Source organism: Hydrogenophaga sp. (assembly GCF_026125825.1).
Lineage (GTDB): Bacteria > Pseudomonadota > Gammaproteobacteria > Burkholderiales > Burkholderiaceae_C > Hydrogenophaga.
The window spans coordinates 15,610-31,483 of sequence record NZ_JAHCKK010000021.1 but is presented as its reverse complement, the minus strand read 5'-3'; the positions used below and the strand labels follow the sequence as shown (position 1 = coordinate 31,483).

Here is a 15,874-nt window from a genome sequence, read left to right as displayed (position 1 = left end):
GGTGCGGTTCAGGTCGGTGTTGCGGTCAACCCAGCGCGCGAATCTTCGACAGCAACTCTTCCGCGTCGACCGGCTTGGTCACGTAATCGCGTGCGCCCTGGCGCATGCCCCAGACGCGGTCGGTCTCCAGATTTTTGCTCGTGCACATGACGATGGGAATGCTCGAATACTGAGGGTCCCGCGTGATGGCACGCGTGAGTTGAAACCCATTCTGACCGGGCATCACCACGTCCATCAGGATCAGGTCGGGCTTTTCCTCGCCAAGCCGACGGAAGGCCTCGTCCGCGTTCTCAGCGGTGCTCACGGTGTAGCCGTTTTTTCCCAGGAGATCGGACAGGACCATCAGCTCGGTTTTCGAGTCGTCCACCACGAGGATTTTCCGAATGGGCATCACACTGCTCCTGTCAGGTTGGCGCCGAACTGCTGCACGGCTTGCAGCAGCTGGTCTTTGGTAAAGGGTTTGGTGAGGTAGTCCTGGGAGCCGACCATGCGCCCGCGCGCCTTGTCGAACACGCCGTCCTTGGACGAGAGCATCACCACGGGAATGCTGGCGAAGCGGGCATTGCGCTTGATGATGGCGCAGGTCTGGTAGCCGTCGAGGCGCGGCATGAGGATGTCGCAGAACACCAGATCGGGCTGGTAGTCGTTGATCTTGGCCAGGGCGTCGAAGCCGTCGTCGGCCAGCAGGACTTCGTGTCCTCCCTGCTTGAGAAAAATCTCGGCGCTGCGGCGGATGGTGTTGCTGTCGTCAACCACCAGGACTTTGAGGGCAGGCGTTGTGCTCACGTTTCACTAGCTCCAGAGGGTGGGACAGAACGAGGAAAGCGAGACCGGAGACATACCCTACCCGGTTCGCCAGGAAACCACCGAGCGCACAGACCCCGACCTCAGATCTGCACCATCTCAAAATCTTCTTTGCGGGCGCCGCATTCGGGACAGGTCCAGTTCATCGGCACCTCAGCCCAGGGAGTGCCGGCGGCCACGCCATGCTCGGGTGCACCTGTGGCTTCGTCGTAAATCCAGCCACAGATCAGGCACATCCAAGTCTTGGTTTCGGTCATGGTTATAGGGGGCATTGTCTTAGAATGCAAGCATTGTATCGAGCGACATAAGCCGCTCCGCAAGCCAGTTGGACCGGCTGTCGATCACGTTTGGCGCCCTGCGCAAAGCACCACCCCGGTGACCGCGCCACAACCCTTCCCCCACCGTACCCATGCCCGATACACCCGCAACTTCCGCGCCCGAAACGGTCGAGAAGCCCGGCGAGATTTCCCTGCCGTGCGTGCTGACCTTCAACGCCAGCGATCCCAGCGGCGCGGGCGGCCTGAGCGCGGACATCACCGCCATGTCGAGCGCGTCGACGCACGTGCTGCCGATCGTCACAGGCGCCTACATCCGCGACACCTCCGACATCCACGACCATTGCGCCTTCGATGAAGAAGCGGTGGCCGACCAGGCGCGCTGCGCCCTGGAGGACATGCCGGTGCAGGCCTTCAAGGTCGGCTTCGTGGGCAGCCCGGAAAACCTGAGCGTGATCGCGGAGATCACCACCGACTACAGCGAGGTGCCCGTCATCACCTACATGCCCGACCTTTCCTGGTGGGACGAGATGGCGATCGACACCTACCTGGACGCCTGCGCCGAACTGCTGCTGCCGCAGACCACGGTGCTGGTGGGCAACCACAGCACCCTGTGCCGCTGGCTGCTGCCCGAGTGGGAGGGCGACCGCCCGCCGACCGCGCGCGAGGTGGCGCGCGCCGCCGCGGTGCACGGTGTGCCCTACACCCTGGTGACCGGGTTCAACGCGGCCGACCAGTACCTGGAGAGCCACCTTGCCACGCCCGAGACGGTGCTGGCCACGGCGCGCTACGAGCGCTTTGAAGCCACCTTCACCGGCGCGGGCGACACCCTCTCGGCCGCGCTGTGCGCGCTCATCGCCGGCGGCAGCGACCTGCAGGCGGCCTGCGCCGAGGCCCTCACCTACCTCGACCAGTGCCTGGACGCGGGCTTCCAGCCCGGCATGGGACACGCCGTGCCCGACCGTCTGTTCTGGGCCCACGACGACGAGGACGAGGAAGAACAGGCGCCCGCCGAAGGCACGCCCGACAGCACCCTCGATGCCAACGACTTCCCGCTCGACACCACCAGACATTGAACTTCGCTCCCATGACGACCGACCGCAACCAGCAACTGTTCGACCGCGCCAAGGCGCTGATTCCCGGCGGCGTGAACTCGCCCGTGCGCGCCTTCCGCGCGGTGGGCGGCACGCCCCGTTTCGTGCAGCGCGCCCAGGGGGCCCATTTCTGGGACGCCAACGGCCAGCGCTACATCGACTACATCGGCTCCTGGGGTCCCATGATCCTGGGCCATGGCCACCCGGCGGTGGTCGAGGCGGTGCAGAAGGCCGTGCTTGAAGGCTTCTCGTTCGGTGCCCCCACCGAGCGCGAGGTCGAGCTGGCCGAAGCCATCGTCGAACTGGTGCCCAGCATCGACATGGTGCGGCTGGTGAGCTCGGGCACCGAAGCCGGCATGAGCACCATCCGCCTGGCGCGCGGGGCCACCGGGCGCAAGAAGATCATCAAGTTCGAGGGCTGCTACCACGGCCATGCCGACGCCCTGCTGGTCAAGGCCGGCTCGGGCCTGGCCACCTTCGGCAACCCCACCAGTTCGGGCGTGCCGCCCGAGGTGGTGCAGCACACCCTCGTGCTCGAATACAACAACCTCGAACAGCTGGAGGCCGCGTTCGCCGAGCACGGCCCTGAGGTGGCCTGTCTCATCATCGAGCCGATCGCGGGCAACATGAACTTCGTGCGCGCCAGCGTACCGTTCATGAAGCGCTGCCGCGAGCTGTGCACGCAACACGGCGCCCTGCTTGCCTTCGACGAGGTCATGACCGGTTTTCGCGTCGCCCTGGGTGGTGCGCAAAGCGTGTACGCCCAGCTGATTCCCGGCTTCGAGCCAGACATGACCGTGATGGGCAAGGTCATCGGCGGTGGCATGCCGCTGGCCGCCTTCGGCGCCAAGCGCGCGGTGATGGAGCAGCTGGCTCCCCTGGGCGGCGTGTACCAGGCGGGCACGCTCTCGGGCAACCCGGTGGCCACGGCCTGCGGACTGGCCACGCTGAAGGAAATTCGCCAGCCCGGCTTCTACGACAAACTCGCGGCCACCACCCGTTCGCTGGTCGATGGCCTCAAAGCCGCGGCAACCGCCGAAGGCGTGGCGCTGAGCGGCGACAGCGAAGGTGGGATGTTCGGCTTCTTCCTCTTCGACGAGCTGCCACAGAACTACGCCAAGGTGATGACCACCGACGGCCCACGCTTCAACACCCTTTTCCACGGCCTGCTGGACCGGGGTGTCTACATCGCACCGGCGCTGTACGAAGCCGGCTTCGTGAGCGCGGCGCACACCGAACAGGACATCGCCGACACGGTGAGTGCCGCGCGCGACGTGTTCAGGAAACTCTGACGAGCGAAGGGCTTGGCCGAGGCCGCCGCGGAACCGGCGGTGCCTTTGCTTAGTGCCGGAAGTGGCGCACGCCGCTGTAGACCATGACGACGCCGCGCTCGTCCGCCGCATCGATCACCTCCTGATCGCGCATCGAACCACCCGGCTGAATCACGCAGCTCGCGCCCGCATCCACCACCACGTCCAGCCCATCGCGGAACGGGAAGAAGGCATCGCTCGCCACCGCCGTGCCCTGCAGCGAGAGCTTGGCGTGGCCCGCCTTGATGCTGGCGATGCGCGCCGAATCGAGCCGGCTCATCTGGCCCGCGCCCACGCCCATGGTCATGCCGTCCTTGCAGAACACGATGGCATTGGACTTCACGAACTTCGCCACCTTCCAGGCGAAGAGCAGGTCTTCGATCTGCTGCTCGGTCGGCTGCAGCTTGGTGACCACCTTGAGGTCGCTGCGCTGCAGCACGTGGTTGTCGGCGCTCTGGATCAGCAGGCCCGAGCCCACGCGCTTGACGTCGCTGAGGTTCAGGCCCTTGTCCCAGGCGGTGGCGCCGCCGGGTGGCAGCGCGATTTCGAGCACGCGCACATTCGCCTTGGCCTTGAACACCTCCAGCGCCTCGGGCGTGTAGCCGGGCGCCATCAGCACTTCGACGAACTGCTTGCTGATGGCCTGTGCACCCGCGCCGTCGAGCACGCGGTTGAGCGCGATGATGCCGCCGAAGGCGCTGGTGGGATCGGTCTGGAAGGCCTTGCTGTAGGCCTCCAGCGCGTCCTTGCCCACGGCCACGCCGCAGGGATTGGCGTGCTTGACGATCACGCAGGCCGGCACGTCGAAGCTCTTGACGCATTCCCAGGCCGCGTCGGCATCGGCGATGTTGTTGTAGCTCAGTTCCTTGCCCTGCAGCTGCCGGGCGGTGACCAGCGAGCCCGGCGCAGGATAGAGGTCGCGGTAGAACGCGGCGCTCTGGTGCGGGTTTTCGCCGTAGCGCAGGTCCTGCAGCTTGACGAAGCGGCCGTTGCTCTGGGCCGGGTACTCGTTGCGGCGCGGCACGCTGGCGCCTTCCTCGAACTCGATGGACGAGAGGTAGTCGCTGATGGCGGCGTCGTAGTTGCTGATGCGGTTGAACGCGGCGACCGAGAGCGCGAAGCGCGTCTTGTCGCTGAGTTTGCCGGCGGCCTTGAGCTCGTCGATCACGCCGGGGTACTGGGCTGCGTCGGTCAACACCGCCACGTCCTTCCAGTTCTTCGCGGCGCTGCGCACCATCGCCGGGCCGCCGATGTCGATGTTCTCGATCGCGTCTTCCAGCGTGCAGCCGGCCCTGGCCACGGTGGACTCGAAGGGATACAGGTTGACGATCAGCAGGTCGATGGTGTCGATGCCATGGGCCTGGAGCGCGGCCATGTGCTCGGGCAGGTCGCGGCGCGCCAGCAGGCCGCCGTGCACCTTGGGGTGCAGCGTCTTCACGCGGCCATCGAGCATCTCGGGAAAGCCCGTCACCTCGGCCACCTCGGTCACTGGAAGGCCCTTCTCGGCCAGCAGCTTGGCGGTGCCGCCGGTGGAAATCAGGGCCACCCCGAGGCCGTGCAGGGCCTGGGCGAGTTCGACGATGCCGGTCTTGTCGGAGACGGAAATGAGTGCGCGCATGGGCATGGAAGAGAGGGCTTGGAAGGTTGGAAAATCGGTCGGGCTCAGTCGAGCAGTTTGTGCTCAAGGAGCTTCTTGCGCAGCGTGTTGCGGTTCAGACCCAGCCATTGCGCGGCCCGCGACTGGTTGTTCTGCGCCTGCTCCATCACCACTTCGAGCAAAGGCTTTTCCACCGCCTTGACGAGCATGTCGTGCAGGTTGGCCGGATCGGTGCCGTTGAGGTCGCGGAAGAAGTCTTCCATGCTGGCACGCACACAGTCGTGCAATTTGTTCTGTTTCATGCGGCCAGTTTCCAGTCGTCGCTCGGGGTTGTTGTTGTGGTTTCGATGGACGACCACTCGTCCAGGCTCTCGCTCACGCAGCGCAGTTGCGCTTCCACCGTGGTGACCGCGTTGACGCGCGAACGGAACAGGGCCGCCGCACCGGGCGGCAGCGGCAGCGATTGCGCGTACCAGCCCAGGTGCTTGCGCGCGCTGCGCACGCCGGTGTCCTCGCCATACAGGTCGTAATGGTCGTGCAGGTGATCGAGCAGCCAGACCCGCACGTCAGCCAGGTCGGGTGGGGGCAGGTGTTCGCCGGTGGCGAGGAAATGCGCGATCTCGCGAAAGATCCAGGGCCGGCCCTGGGCAGCGCGGCCAACCATGATGGCATCGGCTCCGGTGCGGCGCAGCACCTCGCGCGCCTGCTCTGGGCTGTCGATGTCGCCGTTGGCCACCACCGGAATGCGCACGCGACTCTTGATGTGCGCCACCGTGTCGTGCTCGGCCTGGCCCTTGTAGCCCTGCTCGCGGGTGCGGCCGTGCACGGTCAGCATCTGCACACCCGCGGCTTCGGCCGCGAGCGCGAGCGTGGGCGCGTTGCGCACGCTCGCGCACCAGCCGGTGCGCATCTTGAGCGTGACCGGCACGCCGTGCGGCTCGCAGGCGGCCACCACCGCCTGCACGATCCCGATGGCCAGGGCCTCGTCCTGCATCAGCGCGGAGCCGGCCCATTTGTTGCAGACCTTCTTGGCCGGGCAGCCCATGTTGATGTCGATGATCTGCGCGCCCCGGTCGATGTTGTAGCGCGCGGCATCGGCCATCATCTGCGCATCGGTGCCGGCGATCTGCACCGAGATGGGTGCGGCCTCACCCTCGTGGTTGGCCCGGCGCGAAGTCTTCAGGCTGTCCTGCAGATCCGGGCGCGAGGTGACCATCTCGCTGACCGCATAACCAGCGCCCAGCCGCTTGCACAGCTTGCGGAACGGCCGGTCCGTCACCCCCGCCATGGGCGCGACGAACAGGGCATTGGGCAGGGTGAAAGCCCCGATTTGCATGGCGGTGGGAGAATCGGTGTCGAGCGGTGGAACTGCCGCGATCCCTGCAAACGCGGGGGGCGAAGGAACGCGATTGTATCTGCCTGTTTTTTCAGCAGGCGATATGCCGGGCGCCTTTTTTGCCCTCCCCCCTGCGACTTCCCGAGCGCCGGCTTTTCCCACCCCGGACTTCATCGCCCATGCCCGACTGGATCACCTACCTGATAGAGCTGCTGGCCCTGCCCGAATTCGGCCTGAGCACGGTCTTTGTGGTGTCCTTCCTATCGGCCACCTTGCTGCCCCTGGGTTCGGAGCCGGCGGTGTTCGGCCTGATCAAGATCAACCCGCATCTGTTCTGGCCGGCCATCCTGGTGGCCACCGCCGGCAACACCGCCGGCGGCGCCGTGAGCTGGCTCATGGGCCTGGGCACGCACAAGGTGGTGGACCGCGCGCGCGGCAGCCACGTCGAGCTGCGCGCGCTGCACTGGCTCGAGCGCTTCGGGCCCAAGGCCTGCCTCCTGTCCTGGCTGCCGGTGGTGGGCGACCCGCTGTGCGCCGTGGCCGGCTGGCTCAAATTTCCCTTCTGGCCCTGCCTGGTCTACATGGCCATCGGCAAGTTCGCCCGTTATCTCACCATGACGGCCGCGCTGTTGTGGTTCTTCCCTGGAACCCTGCACCCATGACCGTTGCCAGCCAGCGTCTGCCGCGCTCTTTGTGGGCCCTGATGGTGGGCAACTTCGTGATCGGCACCGGCGTGATGGTGGTGCCCGGCACGCTCAACGACATCAGCCAGTCCCTGGGGGTGTCGATCCCGCAGGCCGGTCAGTTGATCACCGCTGCGGCCATCATGATGGGCCTGGGCGCGCCGCTGTTTGCCAGCCTGGTCGCGGGCTGGGACCGTCGCCGCCTGCTCACCCTCTCGCTGATCTGGTACGGCGTGCTGCTGCTGGCCTGCGCGCTGGCGCCCAACTACGCGGCCCTGTTGCCACTGCGCGTGCTGGCCGTCATCGCCCCGGCGATCTTCACGCCACAGGCCGCCGCCAGCGTGGGCCTGCTGGTCGGGCCGGCCATGCGAGGGCGCGCCATCACTTTCATCTTTCTGGGCTGGTCGGTGGCCTCGGTCATGGGCATGCCGCTGTCGGCCTGGATCAGCGGCGAAATGGGCTGGCGCTGGGCCTTCGGGCTGGTGGCGATCACCGCCTTCCTCATCGGCGCGTGGGTGTGGCGCGAGATGCCCGACGGCATCAAGCCGGCCGCGCTCTCGCGCCAGGCCTGGGGCCGCACCGTCGGCTCGGCCCCGCTCATGACCGCCGTGGCCGTGACCCTGCTCTCGGCCTTCGGGCAGTTCACGCTGTTTTCCTACTTCGCGCCTTACTTCGCGCAGACCCTGGGTGCGGGCGGCGCGCTGCTGTCGCTGATGTTTCTGTGGTTCGGCGTCTTCGGCCTGGGCGGCAATGTCATGGTCACGCGCTTCATCGACCGCATCGGCGCGGCCAACGCCACGCTCATCACCCTGGGTTCCATCGTGCTGAGCCTGCTGCTCTGGCCACTGGGCCGGCACGGCTTCTGGGCCCAGGCCTTCGTGATGGTGCCCTGGGCGCTGGGCTGCTTCTCGAGCAATTCGTCGCAACAGGCCCGGCTGGTGCAGATCTCCCCCGAGCTGGCTTCGGCCACTGTCGCGCTCAACACCTCGGCCATGTATGGCGGGCAGGCGCTGGGGGCTGCCTTGGGCGGCGTCATGATCGCCCAGGGCCGCATGCTGGACCTGCACCAGGTGGGCCTGGTGGTGTTGCTGGTGGCAATGGCCGTGAGCGTGTGGGCCGCGTGGCTTCAGAAGCGCTCGTGCGCAGCGAGGTAGCGCCACTGGCCTGACGGCAGGCCGTCCAGTCCGATGCGGCCCAGGCGCTGGCGCCGCACCGAGGCCAGGCGCAGGCCGGCGCGCTCCGCCAGGTGCGCCACCTGGCCCGGCAGGGTGCCCTTGATGGCCAGGCGCAGGCGCCGCTCGCTCTGCCAGCTCGCGCGCGCCGTGGGCACGGCCCAGCCGTCGAAGAACAGCGCCTTGCCCAGGGACTGCAGCACCGCTTCGCGCCGCGCGCCGTCGTCGAGTTCGGGATCGTCCTGCACCTCCACCAGCCACTCGTGCTCCAGCGGCGAGGAGGCATCGGTGATCTTGCGCGCCACGCCCGGGTTCTGCGTGAAGACCATCAGGCCGCTGGCGAGCACGTCCAGCGGCGCGACCGGCAGCAGCTTGTGGCCATGCGCCTTGAGCGGGCGCACGCCCGAGCGGTCACCCTTGAAGCGCGCGCCCGCCACGAACCAGCGCGCCGCCAGCTCGTCGGGCAAAGGCGATTCGTCGGGCAGCGCCTGGCCCGCGGGCTTGTGCCAGACCAGGGTGACCGGCACCAAAGGTTCCAGCCGCGCCTTGGGGTCGAGCGCGACGACCTGCCCGTCGCGCACGCGCGCCATGGGTTCTTCGACCACGGCACCATCCACCCGCACCCAACCGCCAGCGATGTAGTGTTCGGCATCGCGGCGCGAGCACGGAAGTTGGGCCGCGAGCCGTTTGGCCAGGCGCTGGGGTTCGGGGTGGGTCGGTTCGTTCATTCCGTCGACTCTACGCGCTGTTCGGGTGCGTCCCGGCAGAAGGTGCAAGCGGCGAGGGGGTCCAGTCGCCATCGGCGCGGCGCACGATGGGCCAGCCGCGTTGCCTGCCCCGCGTCAGCATGCGCAACACGGAAGTTGCCCACACCGTTGAGCAGCCGGTATCAAAGACCTCTTCCGGCCATGCCTTCACCATACAAACCGCGCGGTACACCGTGTGTTTCCCAGCGAACGGTCGGCAGGCGAGGTTCTGTCTTATGGTGGTGGCCTCTGCGTTCGACAAAGGTTGTGCCATGTCCACTGAGTTCTCTTCCTGGTTCACGATCGAGACCAACGGCAACCCCGCCCGGGACGGTGTGTACGAAACCACGGCGCTGGGCATACCCGGCGAAAGCCACAGCGTGCTCCAGCACGGCTTCCGGTATTGGGGCCATGCCAGCGGATGGGGCGATCTCGGCGCCACGCCCGACGCCGCCCTGGCGATGAAAGACCACCGCCCGGTGTTTCCGTTCCACGTTCGCCACTGGCGAGGCAAGGCGCTGCCGCCGGATTGACCCGGGCGCCTGCGCAACGCGCCGATCAATCTCAGCTGCTGAACAAGAAGTTCATCACGTCGCCATCCTTGACGACGTAGTCCTTGCCTTCGGCGCGCATCTTGCCTGCGTCCTTGGCGCCCTGCTCGCCCTTGTAGGCGATGTAGTCGTCGAAGCCGATGGTCTGGGCCCGGATGTAGCCCTTCTCGAAGTCCGTGTGGATCACACCGGCGGCCTGCGGGCCGGTGTCGCCCACGTGGATGGTCCAGGCGCGCACTTCCTTCACGCCAGCCGTGAAGTAAGTCTGCAGGCCCAGCAGCTGGTAGGCCGCGCGGATCAGGCGGTTCAGGCCCGGCTCGTCCTGCCCAAGCTCCTTGAGGAATTCGAGCCGGTCGGCGTCGTCCATCTCCGAGAGTTCGGCCTCGATCTTGGCGCAGATGGCGACCACGGGCGCGTTCTGCTTGCGGGCAAATTCCTGGAGGCGCTCGAGCAGCGGGTTGTTCTCGAAGCCATCTTCCGAGACGTTGGCCACGAACATCGCCGGCTTGGCGGTGATGAGGAAGAATTGCTTGAGCTGCGCCTGCTCTTCCTTGCTGAAGTCGATGGTGCGCACGGGCTGGGTGTCGTTGAGCGCCGCCTGGCACTTCTCCAGGATGGCGACCTGCTTGATCGACTCCTTGTCGCCCGATCGCGCGGTCTTGTTCACACGGTGCAGGGCCTTTTCCACGGCGGCGAGGTCGGCCAGGCAGAGCTCGGTCTGGATGACCTCGATGTCGGCGATGGGGTCGACCTTGTTCGCCACGTGGATCACGTTCGGGTCTTCAAAGCAGCGCACCACATTGACGATGGCGTCGGTCTCGCGGATGTGCGCGAGGAACTTGTTGCCCAGGCCTTCACCGGTGCTGGCGCCGGCCACCAGACCGGCGATGTCCACGAACTCCACGATGGCCGGCACGATGCGCTCGGGCTTGACGATCTCGGCCAGTTGCGCCAGGCGCGGATCGGGCACCTCCACCACACCGGTGTTGGGCTCGATGGTGCAGAAGGGGTAGTTCTCGGCCGCGATGCCGGCTTTGGTCAGCGCGTTGAAAAGGGTGGACTTGCCGACGTTGGGCAGGCCCACGATGCCGCATTGGAGGCTCATGGAAATTCCTTATGAATCAACCCCTGTGGCACTGTGCAGCGCCTGTCTGGCAGTGCTACGAACCGAGGTGACAGGCACCGGGTTCCGTGAGGACGCTGTCCTCGTCTTGCCAAGGGGAAACGGGTGTCGATTGTACTGATGGGGGAATGCCACGCGCCCAGGCTCCGCCTGCCGCTCAGCCACCCACGCGCTGGGCCTGTTCACTGACCCAGTGTGCGAAGGCCTCCACCGCGCGGGAGCCTGCGGTCGCGCGCGGGCGGCACAGGTAGTAGCCCCGCCCGGTGTTGGCGCTGCCGGGCACAGGAGCGACCAGGCGACCGGTGGCCAGTTCGGACTGCACCATGCAGCGCTGGACCACCGCCACGCCCATGCCCGAGCGGGCCGCTTCGATCAGGTTCATGACCAGGTCGAAGCCGGTTCCCCGCCATTGAGGAGGCAGCCGTCCGTTCACGGATTCGGCCCACAGGACCCAGTTGTCGCGGTAGTTGCTGTGGTACAGCAGGGGAAGGCTCAGCAGCGCGTCCACGCTGTCGATGCCTTGCGCCAGCGCGGGAGCGCACACCGCCACGATCTCGCGGCCAATGAGGTACCGCGCCGCCACCTGCCGGGGCCAGTGCTTGCCCGCCCGCGCTTTGAGCGCCACCCACAGGTCCACGTCAGAACGGGTGAAGTCCTCGTCGTGGTGGTACTGGCGGAACTCGATATCGATCTCGGGGTGCCGCTGCCGGAAGTCCTCCAGGCGCGGCATCAGCCAGAGGTTGCCCAGGCTGGGCACCACGGACAGGCGCAGTCGCAAGGCTTCGGGCAACGCCCTGACCTGGCCGGCTGCGGCCTCCAGCGCGGCCACGGGCCCTTCCACCTGGCGACGCAACTCGGCGCCGGCCGGGGTCAGGCGCACCCCACCGACCGCGCGGTCGAGCAACTGGACACCCAGGTGTTTCTCGAGCCGGGCCACCGCGCGGCTCACGGCCGCCTGGGTCACACAAAGCTCGTCGGCCGCGCGATGGAAATTGCCATGGCGCACCACACCCAGGAAGGCATGCAGTTCCACCAGGGAAGGGCTTCGGATGCGCATGAGGGTGATTACATCATGTCATCGCTCAGGGCGAAAATGTCGTTTGCGCGCCTCGGTCGGATTTCCTACCCTTCGGCTCCCATCCCCGAGGAGGACCCCTCTCATGAAAACCCGAACCCTGCTGCGCACCGCTCTCACCTTGACCGCTGCGCTCGCCCTGGGCGCTGCCGCCCAGGCCCCCTACCCCAACCGGCCGATCAAGCTGATCGTGCCTTTCGCCCCCGGCGGCTCGACCGACCTGGCCGCGCGGCTGGTGGCGGAGTACGGCGGTCGCGAGCTCGGCCAGTCCATCGTGGTGGAGAACAAGGCGGGTGCCGGTGGCTCGACGGGCATGGAGTTCGTCGCCCGCGCGCCGGCCGATGGCTACACCTTGGGCATGGCCACCGTCAGCACGCATGGCAGCAACCCCGCGGTCTATGGCAACAAGCTGCGCTACAACCCGGTGAAGGATTTCGCACCCATCACCAACGTGGCGACCACGCCCAGCGTCTTTGCCGTGCACCCGGCCACGCCGGCCAACGACATGAAGGCCTTCATCGCCCTGGCCCAGGCCAACCCGGGCAAGTACAGCTTCGCCTCGCCGGGCATCGGCTCCCTGGGCCACGCCAACATCGAGCACTTCATGGCACTGTCCAAGATGAACCTGCTGCACGTGCCGTACAAGGGTGCCGGGCAGGCCATGACCGATGCCATGGCCGGCCAGGTGACGGCCATCACCGACAACCTGCCGTCGGCCCTGCCGAACATCCAGGCCGGCAAGCTGCGCGCGCTGGCGGTGCTGAGCGAGAAGCGCTCGCCGTCGCTCCCGGACGTGCCCACCTATGGCGAACTCGGCTTCCCCCAGATGGGCGGTGGCGGCTGGTTCGGCGTGGTCGCGCCGGCCGGCACACCGCCGGAGGTGGTGGTCAGGCTCAACGCCGCGTTCCACAAGGCCATGAAGCACCCCGAGTTCATCAAGCAGATGGAGGCGTCGGGCGCTGCACTGATCCCCGGCACGCCCCAGGCGTTTGCCCAGCAGATCCAGCAAGCCATGGAACGCTATGAGCGCGTGGCCAAGATGGCCAAGATCTCGGTGGACTGACCGATGCCGCTCGCCCCGCCGTTCACGCTGCACCGCCCCAGCGCCAAGCCCGTTCCCCTGGTGTGCGACTCGCCCCACAGCGGCACCGATTACCCGGCGGACTACGACCACGCCGTGCCCCGGTCGCTGCTGCGGCGCGGCGAAGACACCCATGTGGATGCGCTGTGGGCGGCGGTGCCCGCGGTGGGCGGCAGCCTGCTGGCGGCCCACTTCCCACGCACCTACGTGGATTGCAACCGCTCGGAGGACGATCTTGATCCAGACCTGCTCGACGGCCCTTGGCCGTCGCCGCTGAACCCGAGCGAGAAGACCCGGCTGGGGTTTGGCCTGGTCTGGCGCAACATCGACGCCAGCACCCCGATCTACCGCCGCCGCCTCACGGTGGCGGAGGTGCAGGCGCGCATCGCCCGCTGCTACCACCCGTACCACGCGGCCTTGTCGCAGTGCATCGAAGAGACCGTGGACCGCTTTGGCGCGATCTGGCATCTGAACCTGCACTCCATGCCCAACAACGCCTACGAACGGCTCCAGATCCGCAGCACCCGCGCGCTGGCCGATTTCGTGCTGGGTGACCGCGACGGCACCACCTGCGACCCCGCGTTTGTTGACCTGGTGGAGCGCGAACTGCGCTCGCGCGGCTACTCGGTGGCCCGCAACGACCCTTACAAGGGCGTGCAGCTGATCGCGCGCATCGGCCAGCCCGCGCAACGGCGACACAGCCTGCAGATCGAGATCCGCCGCCCGGTGTACATGGACGAGATCACCCGGGAGCGCAACGCCAGCTTCGACACGGTGCAGCGCGACCTGGGCGAACTGGCGGCCACGCTGGCCCGCTACGCAAGCGAGCAGGCCACCAGCGAGGCTTCGCGCTGAGCGGAGTTCAGTCGAACTTCCAGTCGGCGCTCACGGGCTGGCCCACGCGCAGCATCTGCCCGTCACCCTCGAGCACGATGGCATTCATGCCAAAGGTGATGGCGCCGTCGAGGCGTGGGTCCTGCCGGTAACCCTGCAAGGTGTCGCTCACCTCCGGGCTGGAGGTGGCGGTGGCCGGGTCGATGTTGGGAATGGGGCAACGGCCACAGGGCTTGACCGGCTCGATCAGCGCAGACGCGCCGTGCCCGGTGTCAATGCGCAGGGCACCCACCCGGTCTTCGTCGTGCGCCTCCACGCCGGCCAGCACCACGTTGGGCCGGAAACGCAGTATGCCCACTGGCGCATGGCCGGCCGCGCCCAGGCGGGTGTTGAGCTCATCCAGCGAGGCGGTGCTGGTCACCAGCAGGCTGAAGCCGTCGGCGAACTGCGTGACGGCTTCGCGCCCGCCGGTCCACTTCAGGCTGCACACGCGCCGCACCTCGGGATCGAAGCGCGCCAGGCGCAGGGGCTGGCCGAGGAAGTCGCTGAACCACTGCGCGGCCAGATCGCCCATGTCGTAGGCCTGCACCTCGTCGTCCCACACGCGCACCTTGAGCGGGCCTTCGGCCGCGTCCAGGGCCAGGTGCAGCGCCAGCATGCCAGGAGCGCGCAGCACCAGCTGCCCCATCTTGAAAGCGGTCTGGATGAGGGCCATGCGGGGCAGCTCGCGCTGGGTCACGAACTCGCCGTCCGAGTCCACCACCATCCAGGCGCGGTCGTACAGCAGGCCGGTGTCGGTCAGCTCGGCCTCGGTCAGCGAAATCCCGGCGCAGGACTTGACCGGGTAGACCCAGAGCTGGGCGATGGTGGCCTGCACGTCGGCGGTGGTGGGGTCTGCGCTCATGGTGATGGTCGGGACAGGGTTGCCGGGTATCGCCCGGGGGAAGGGCAGGATTGTGCCCTGCTCCTAGAATCCCCCTATGAACTCCCCTGTCCCCCGCCCCGGCTCCACCCGGCGTTTCGACGTCGCCATCCGAGGGGCTGGCGTGGTGGGCCAGACCCTGGCCCTGCTGCTGGCCCGCGACCGCTTGCGCGTGGCCCTGGTCGGTGCGCCCCGCGGCCCGCAGGACACCCCCGACGTGCGCGCCTACGCGATCAACGCCGCCTCGCGCGATGTGCTGCGCTCGGTGCGCGCCTGGCCCGAGGCCGATCCTCAGGACACCCGCGTGCCCGCCATCACCCCGGTGAGCGCCATGCAGGTGTGGGGCGACGATGGCGGCGAGCTGCAGTTTTCGGCCGACGACCAGGGCGCCGACGCGCTGACCTGGATCGTGGACGTGCCGGCTCTGGAGCAGCGCCTGTCTGACGCGATCGGCTTCCAGAGCGGCATCGAGCGCGTGAGCGAAGCGCCCAACGCCGCCCTGACGGTGGTCTGCGAGGGCAAGCGCAGCCAGACACGCGCGGAACTCGGCCTGGACTTCGACGTGCGGCCCTACCCGCACAAGGCGGTGGCCGCGCGGCTGCGCTGCGACCAGCCGCACGGCGGCATCGCCCGCCAGTGGTTCACCCACGGCGAGGTGATGGCCCTGCTGCCGCTGGGCGGCGCCTTCGGGAACTCTGTGGCGCTGGTGTGGTCTGTTCCTGCACAGCAGGCCGACGCCTGGCTGCAAGCCGACCCGACCACCTTCACCCAGGCCGTGCAGGCGCGCTGCGCCCAGGCCCTGGGCCACATGCATATGGAAAGTCCCGCCCAGGCCTGGCCTCTCGAGCTCTCGCGCGCCCAACGCTGGATTGCCCGCACCGCCCAGGGCGGCGTGGCGCTGGCCGGCGACGCGGCGCACGCCATGCACCCCCTGGCGGGCCAGGGCCTGAACGTGGGCCTGGCCGATGCCGCCGAGCTGGCGCGCGTGCTGCAGCAGCGCGAATACTGGCGCGAGCTGGGCGACCTCAAGCTGCTGCGCCGCTACGAGCGTGCGCGCGCCGCCGAAGTGGGCGCCATGGGCTGGGTCACCGACGGCCTGTTCGGCCTGTTCGCCCATGGCGACTCGCGCGTGCAGGCGCTGCGCAACTGGGGCTTGAACGGCTTCGACCGCAGCGGCCCGCTCAAGCGCTGGATTGCCCGCCAGGCCATGGGCCAGCCCCAGCTCTGAGTCCCTTCTCCTCCCCTTTCCGATTCCCGCACGCCCTCCGAGG

General features: G+C 67.8%; 18 protein-coding genes. 8 read left to right on the top strand and 10 right to left on the bottom strand.

The window, feature by feature from the left end; all coding sequences use genetic code 11:
- Positions 1-25 precede the first annotated feature (25 nt).
- From KIT86_RS09795 to KIT86_RS09785, 3 genes are all read right to left on the bottom strand, one after another.
- The gene (locus tag KIT86_RS09795; RefSeq protein ID WP_291120771.1) at positions 26-391 is read right to left on the bottom strand and encodes a response regulator; all 366 of its coding nucleotides are present in this window, start codon (positions 389-391) and stop codon (positions 26-28) included.
- On the bottom strand, positions 391-786 hold the full coding sequence (locus tag KIT86_RS09790; RefSeq protein ID WP_297397748.1) for a response regulator: 396 nt from the start codon (positions 784-786) through the stop codon (positions 391-393). The genes KIT86_RS09795 and KIT86_RS09790 overlap by 1 nt, the downstream gene beginning before the upstream one ends.
- A gap of 101 nt (positions 787-887) precedes the next feature.
- A complete protein-coding gene (locus KIT86_RS09785) occupies positions 888-1,061 on the bottom strand; it encodes a rubredoxin (RefSeq protein WP_297397746.1) in 174 nt (57 codons plus the stop codon).
- Positions 1,062-1,213: 152 nt separating this feature from the next.
- On the opposite strand from KIT86_RS09785, the gene KIT86_RS09780 reads away from it, so the two are divergent.
- A complete protein-coding gene (locus tag KIT86_RS09780) occupies positions 1,214-2,155 on the top strand; it encodes a bifunctional hydroxymethylpyrimidine kinase/phosphomethylpyrimidine kinase (protein ID WP_297397744.1) in 942 nt (313 codons plus the stop codon).
- Between the two features lie 11 nt (positions 2,156-2,166).
- Positions 2,167-3,465, top strand: coding sequence for a glutamate-1-semialdehyde 2,1-aminomutase (gene hemL / locus KIT86_RS09775; protein WP_297397742.1), 1,299 nt, complete (start codon positions 2,167-2,169; stop codon positions 3,463-3,465).
- A 49-nt stretch (positions 3,466-3,514) separates the two neighbouring features.
- Here hemL and purH read toward each other — a convergent pair whose 3' ends face one another.
- From purH to dusB, 3 genes are read right to left on the bottom strand one after another with little or no spacing between them, the layout of a single operon-like run.
- Positions 3,515-5,107 carry a bifunctional phosphoribosylaminoimidazolecarboxamide formyltransferase/IMP cyclohydrolase gene (gene purH / locus KIT86_RS09770; RefSeq protein ID WP_297397740.1) on the bottom strand — a complete coding sequence of 531 codons (1,593 nt, stop codon included), beginning with the start codon at positions 5,105-5,107 and terminating at the stop codon, positions 3,515-3,517.
- Between the two features lie 38 nt (positions 5,108-5,145).
- Positions 5,146-5,382, bottom strand: coding sequence for a helix-turn-helix domain-containing protein (locus tag KIT86_RS09765; protein WP_297397738.1), 237 nt, complete (start codon positions 5,380-5,382; stop codon positions 5,146-5,148).
- Entirely contained in the window at positions 5,379-6,416 is a 1,038-nt protein-coding gene (gene dusB / locus KIT86_RS09760) for a tRNA dihydrouridine synthase DusB (RefSeq protein WP_297397736.1), read from the bottom strand. The genes KIT86_RS09765 and dusB overlap by 4 nt, the downstream gene beginning before the upstream one ends.
- Positions 6,417-6,595: 179 nt before the next feature.
- On the opposite strand from dusB, the gene KIT86_RS09755 reads away from it, so the two are divergent.
- Positions 6,596-7,078 carry a YqaA family protein gene (locus KIT86_RS09755; RefSeq protein WP_297397734.1) on the top strand — a complete coding sequence of 161 codons (483 nt, stop codon included), beginning with the start codon at positions 6,596-6,598 and terminating at the stop codon, positions 7,076-7,078.
- Positions 7,075-8,253 carry an MFS transporter gene (locus KIT86_RS09750; RefSeq protein WP_297397732.1) on the top strand — a complete coding sequence of 393 codons (1,179 nt, stop codon included), beginning with the start codon at positions 7,075-7,077 and terminating at the stop codon, positions 8,251-8,253. The genes KIT86_RS09755 and KIT86_RS09750 overlap by 4 nt, the downstream gene beginning before the upstream one ends.
- On the opposite strand, the gene KIT86_RS09745 is transcribed toward KIT86_RS09750, so the two are convergent.
- The gene (locus KIT86_RS09745) at positions 8,226-8,999 is read right to left on the bottom strand and encodes an RNA pseudouridine synthase (RefSeq protein ID WP_297397729.1); all 774 of its coding nucleotides are present in this window, start codon (positions 8,997-8,999) and stop codon (positions 8,226-8,228) included. The genes KIT86_RS09750 and KIT86_RS09745 overlap by 28 nt on opposite strands.
- Before the next feature lie 290 nt (positions 9,000-9,289).
- Between KIT86_RS09745 and KIT86_RS09740 the strand changes: the two genes are divergently transcribed.
- The gene (locus KIT86_RS09740; RefSeq protein ID WP_297397727.1) at positions 9,290-9,550 is read left to right on the top strand and encodes a hypothetical protein; all 261 of its coding nucleotides are present in this window, start codon (positions 9,290-9,292) and stop codon (positions 9,548-9,550) included.
- Between the two features lie 31 nt (positions 9,551-9,581).
- Here the strand turns inward: KIT86_RS09740 and ychF are convergent, their stop codons facing one another.
- Positions 9,582-10,673 carry a redox-regulated ATPase YchF gene (ychF, locus tag KIT86_RS09735; RefSeq protein ID WP_297397725.1) on the bottom strand — a complete coding sequence of 364 codons (1,092 nt, stop codon included), beginning with the start codon at positions 10,671-10,673 and terminating at the stop codon, positions 9,582-9,584.
- 175 nt (positions 10,674-10,848) lie between these two features.
- Entirely contained in the window at positions 10,849-11,748 is a 900-nt protein-coding gene (locus KIT86_RS09730; protein WP_297397724.1) for a LysR substrate-binding domain-containing protein, read from the bottom strand.
- Positions 11,749-11,851: 103 nt separating this feature from the next.
- On the opposite strand from KIT86_RS09730, the gene KIT86_RS09725 reads away from it, so the two are divergent.
- Together KIT86_RS09725 and KIT86_RS09720 are read left to right on the top strand one after the other, a co-directional pair.
- Positions 11,852-12,829 carry a tripartite tricarboxylate transporter substrate binding protein BugE gene (locus KIT86_RS09725; RefSeq protein ID WP_297397722.1) on the top strand — a complete coding sequence of 326 codons (978 nt, stop codon included), beginning with the start codon at positions 11,852-11,854 and terminating at the stop codon, positions 12,827-12,829.
- A gap of 3 nt (positions 12,830-12,832) precedes the next feature.
- The gene (locus tag KIT86_RS09720) at positions 12,833-13,702 is read left to right on the top strand and encodes an N-formylglutamate amidohydrolase (protein WP_297397720.1); all 870 of its coding nucleotides are present in this window, start codon (positions 12,833-12,835) and stop codon (positions 13,700-13,702) included.
- Positions 13,703-13,709: 7 nt separating this feature from the next.
- On the opposite strand, the gene KIT86_RS09715 is transcribed toward KIT86_RS09720, so the two are convergent.
- Entirely contained in the window at positions 13,710-14,585 is an 876-nt protein-coding gene (locus tag KIT86_RS09715) for an MOSC N-terminal beta barrel domain-containing protein (protein WP_297397718.1), read from the bottom strand.
- Positions 14,586-14,661: 76 nt separating this feature from the next.
- On the opposite strand from KIT86_RS09715, the gene KIT86_RS09710 reads away from it, so the two are divergent.
- Positions 14,662-15,831, top strand: coding sequence for an FAD-dependent monooxygenase (locus tag KIT86_RS09710; RefSeq protein WP_297397716.1), 1,170 nt, complete (start codon positions 14,662-14,664; stop codon positions 15,829-15,831).
- Positions 15,832-15,874: the final 43 nt, after the last annotated feature.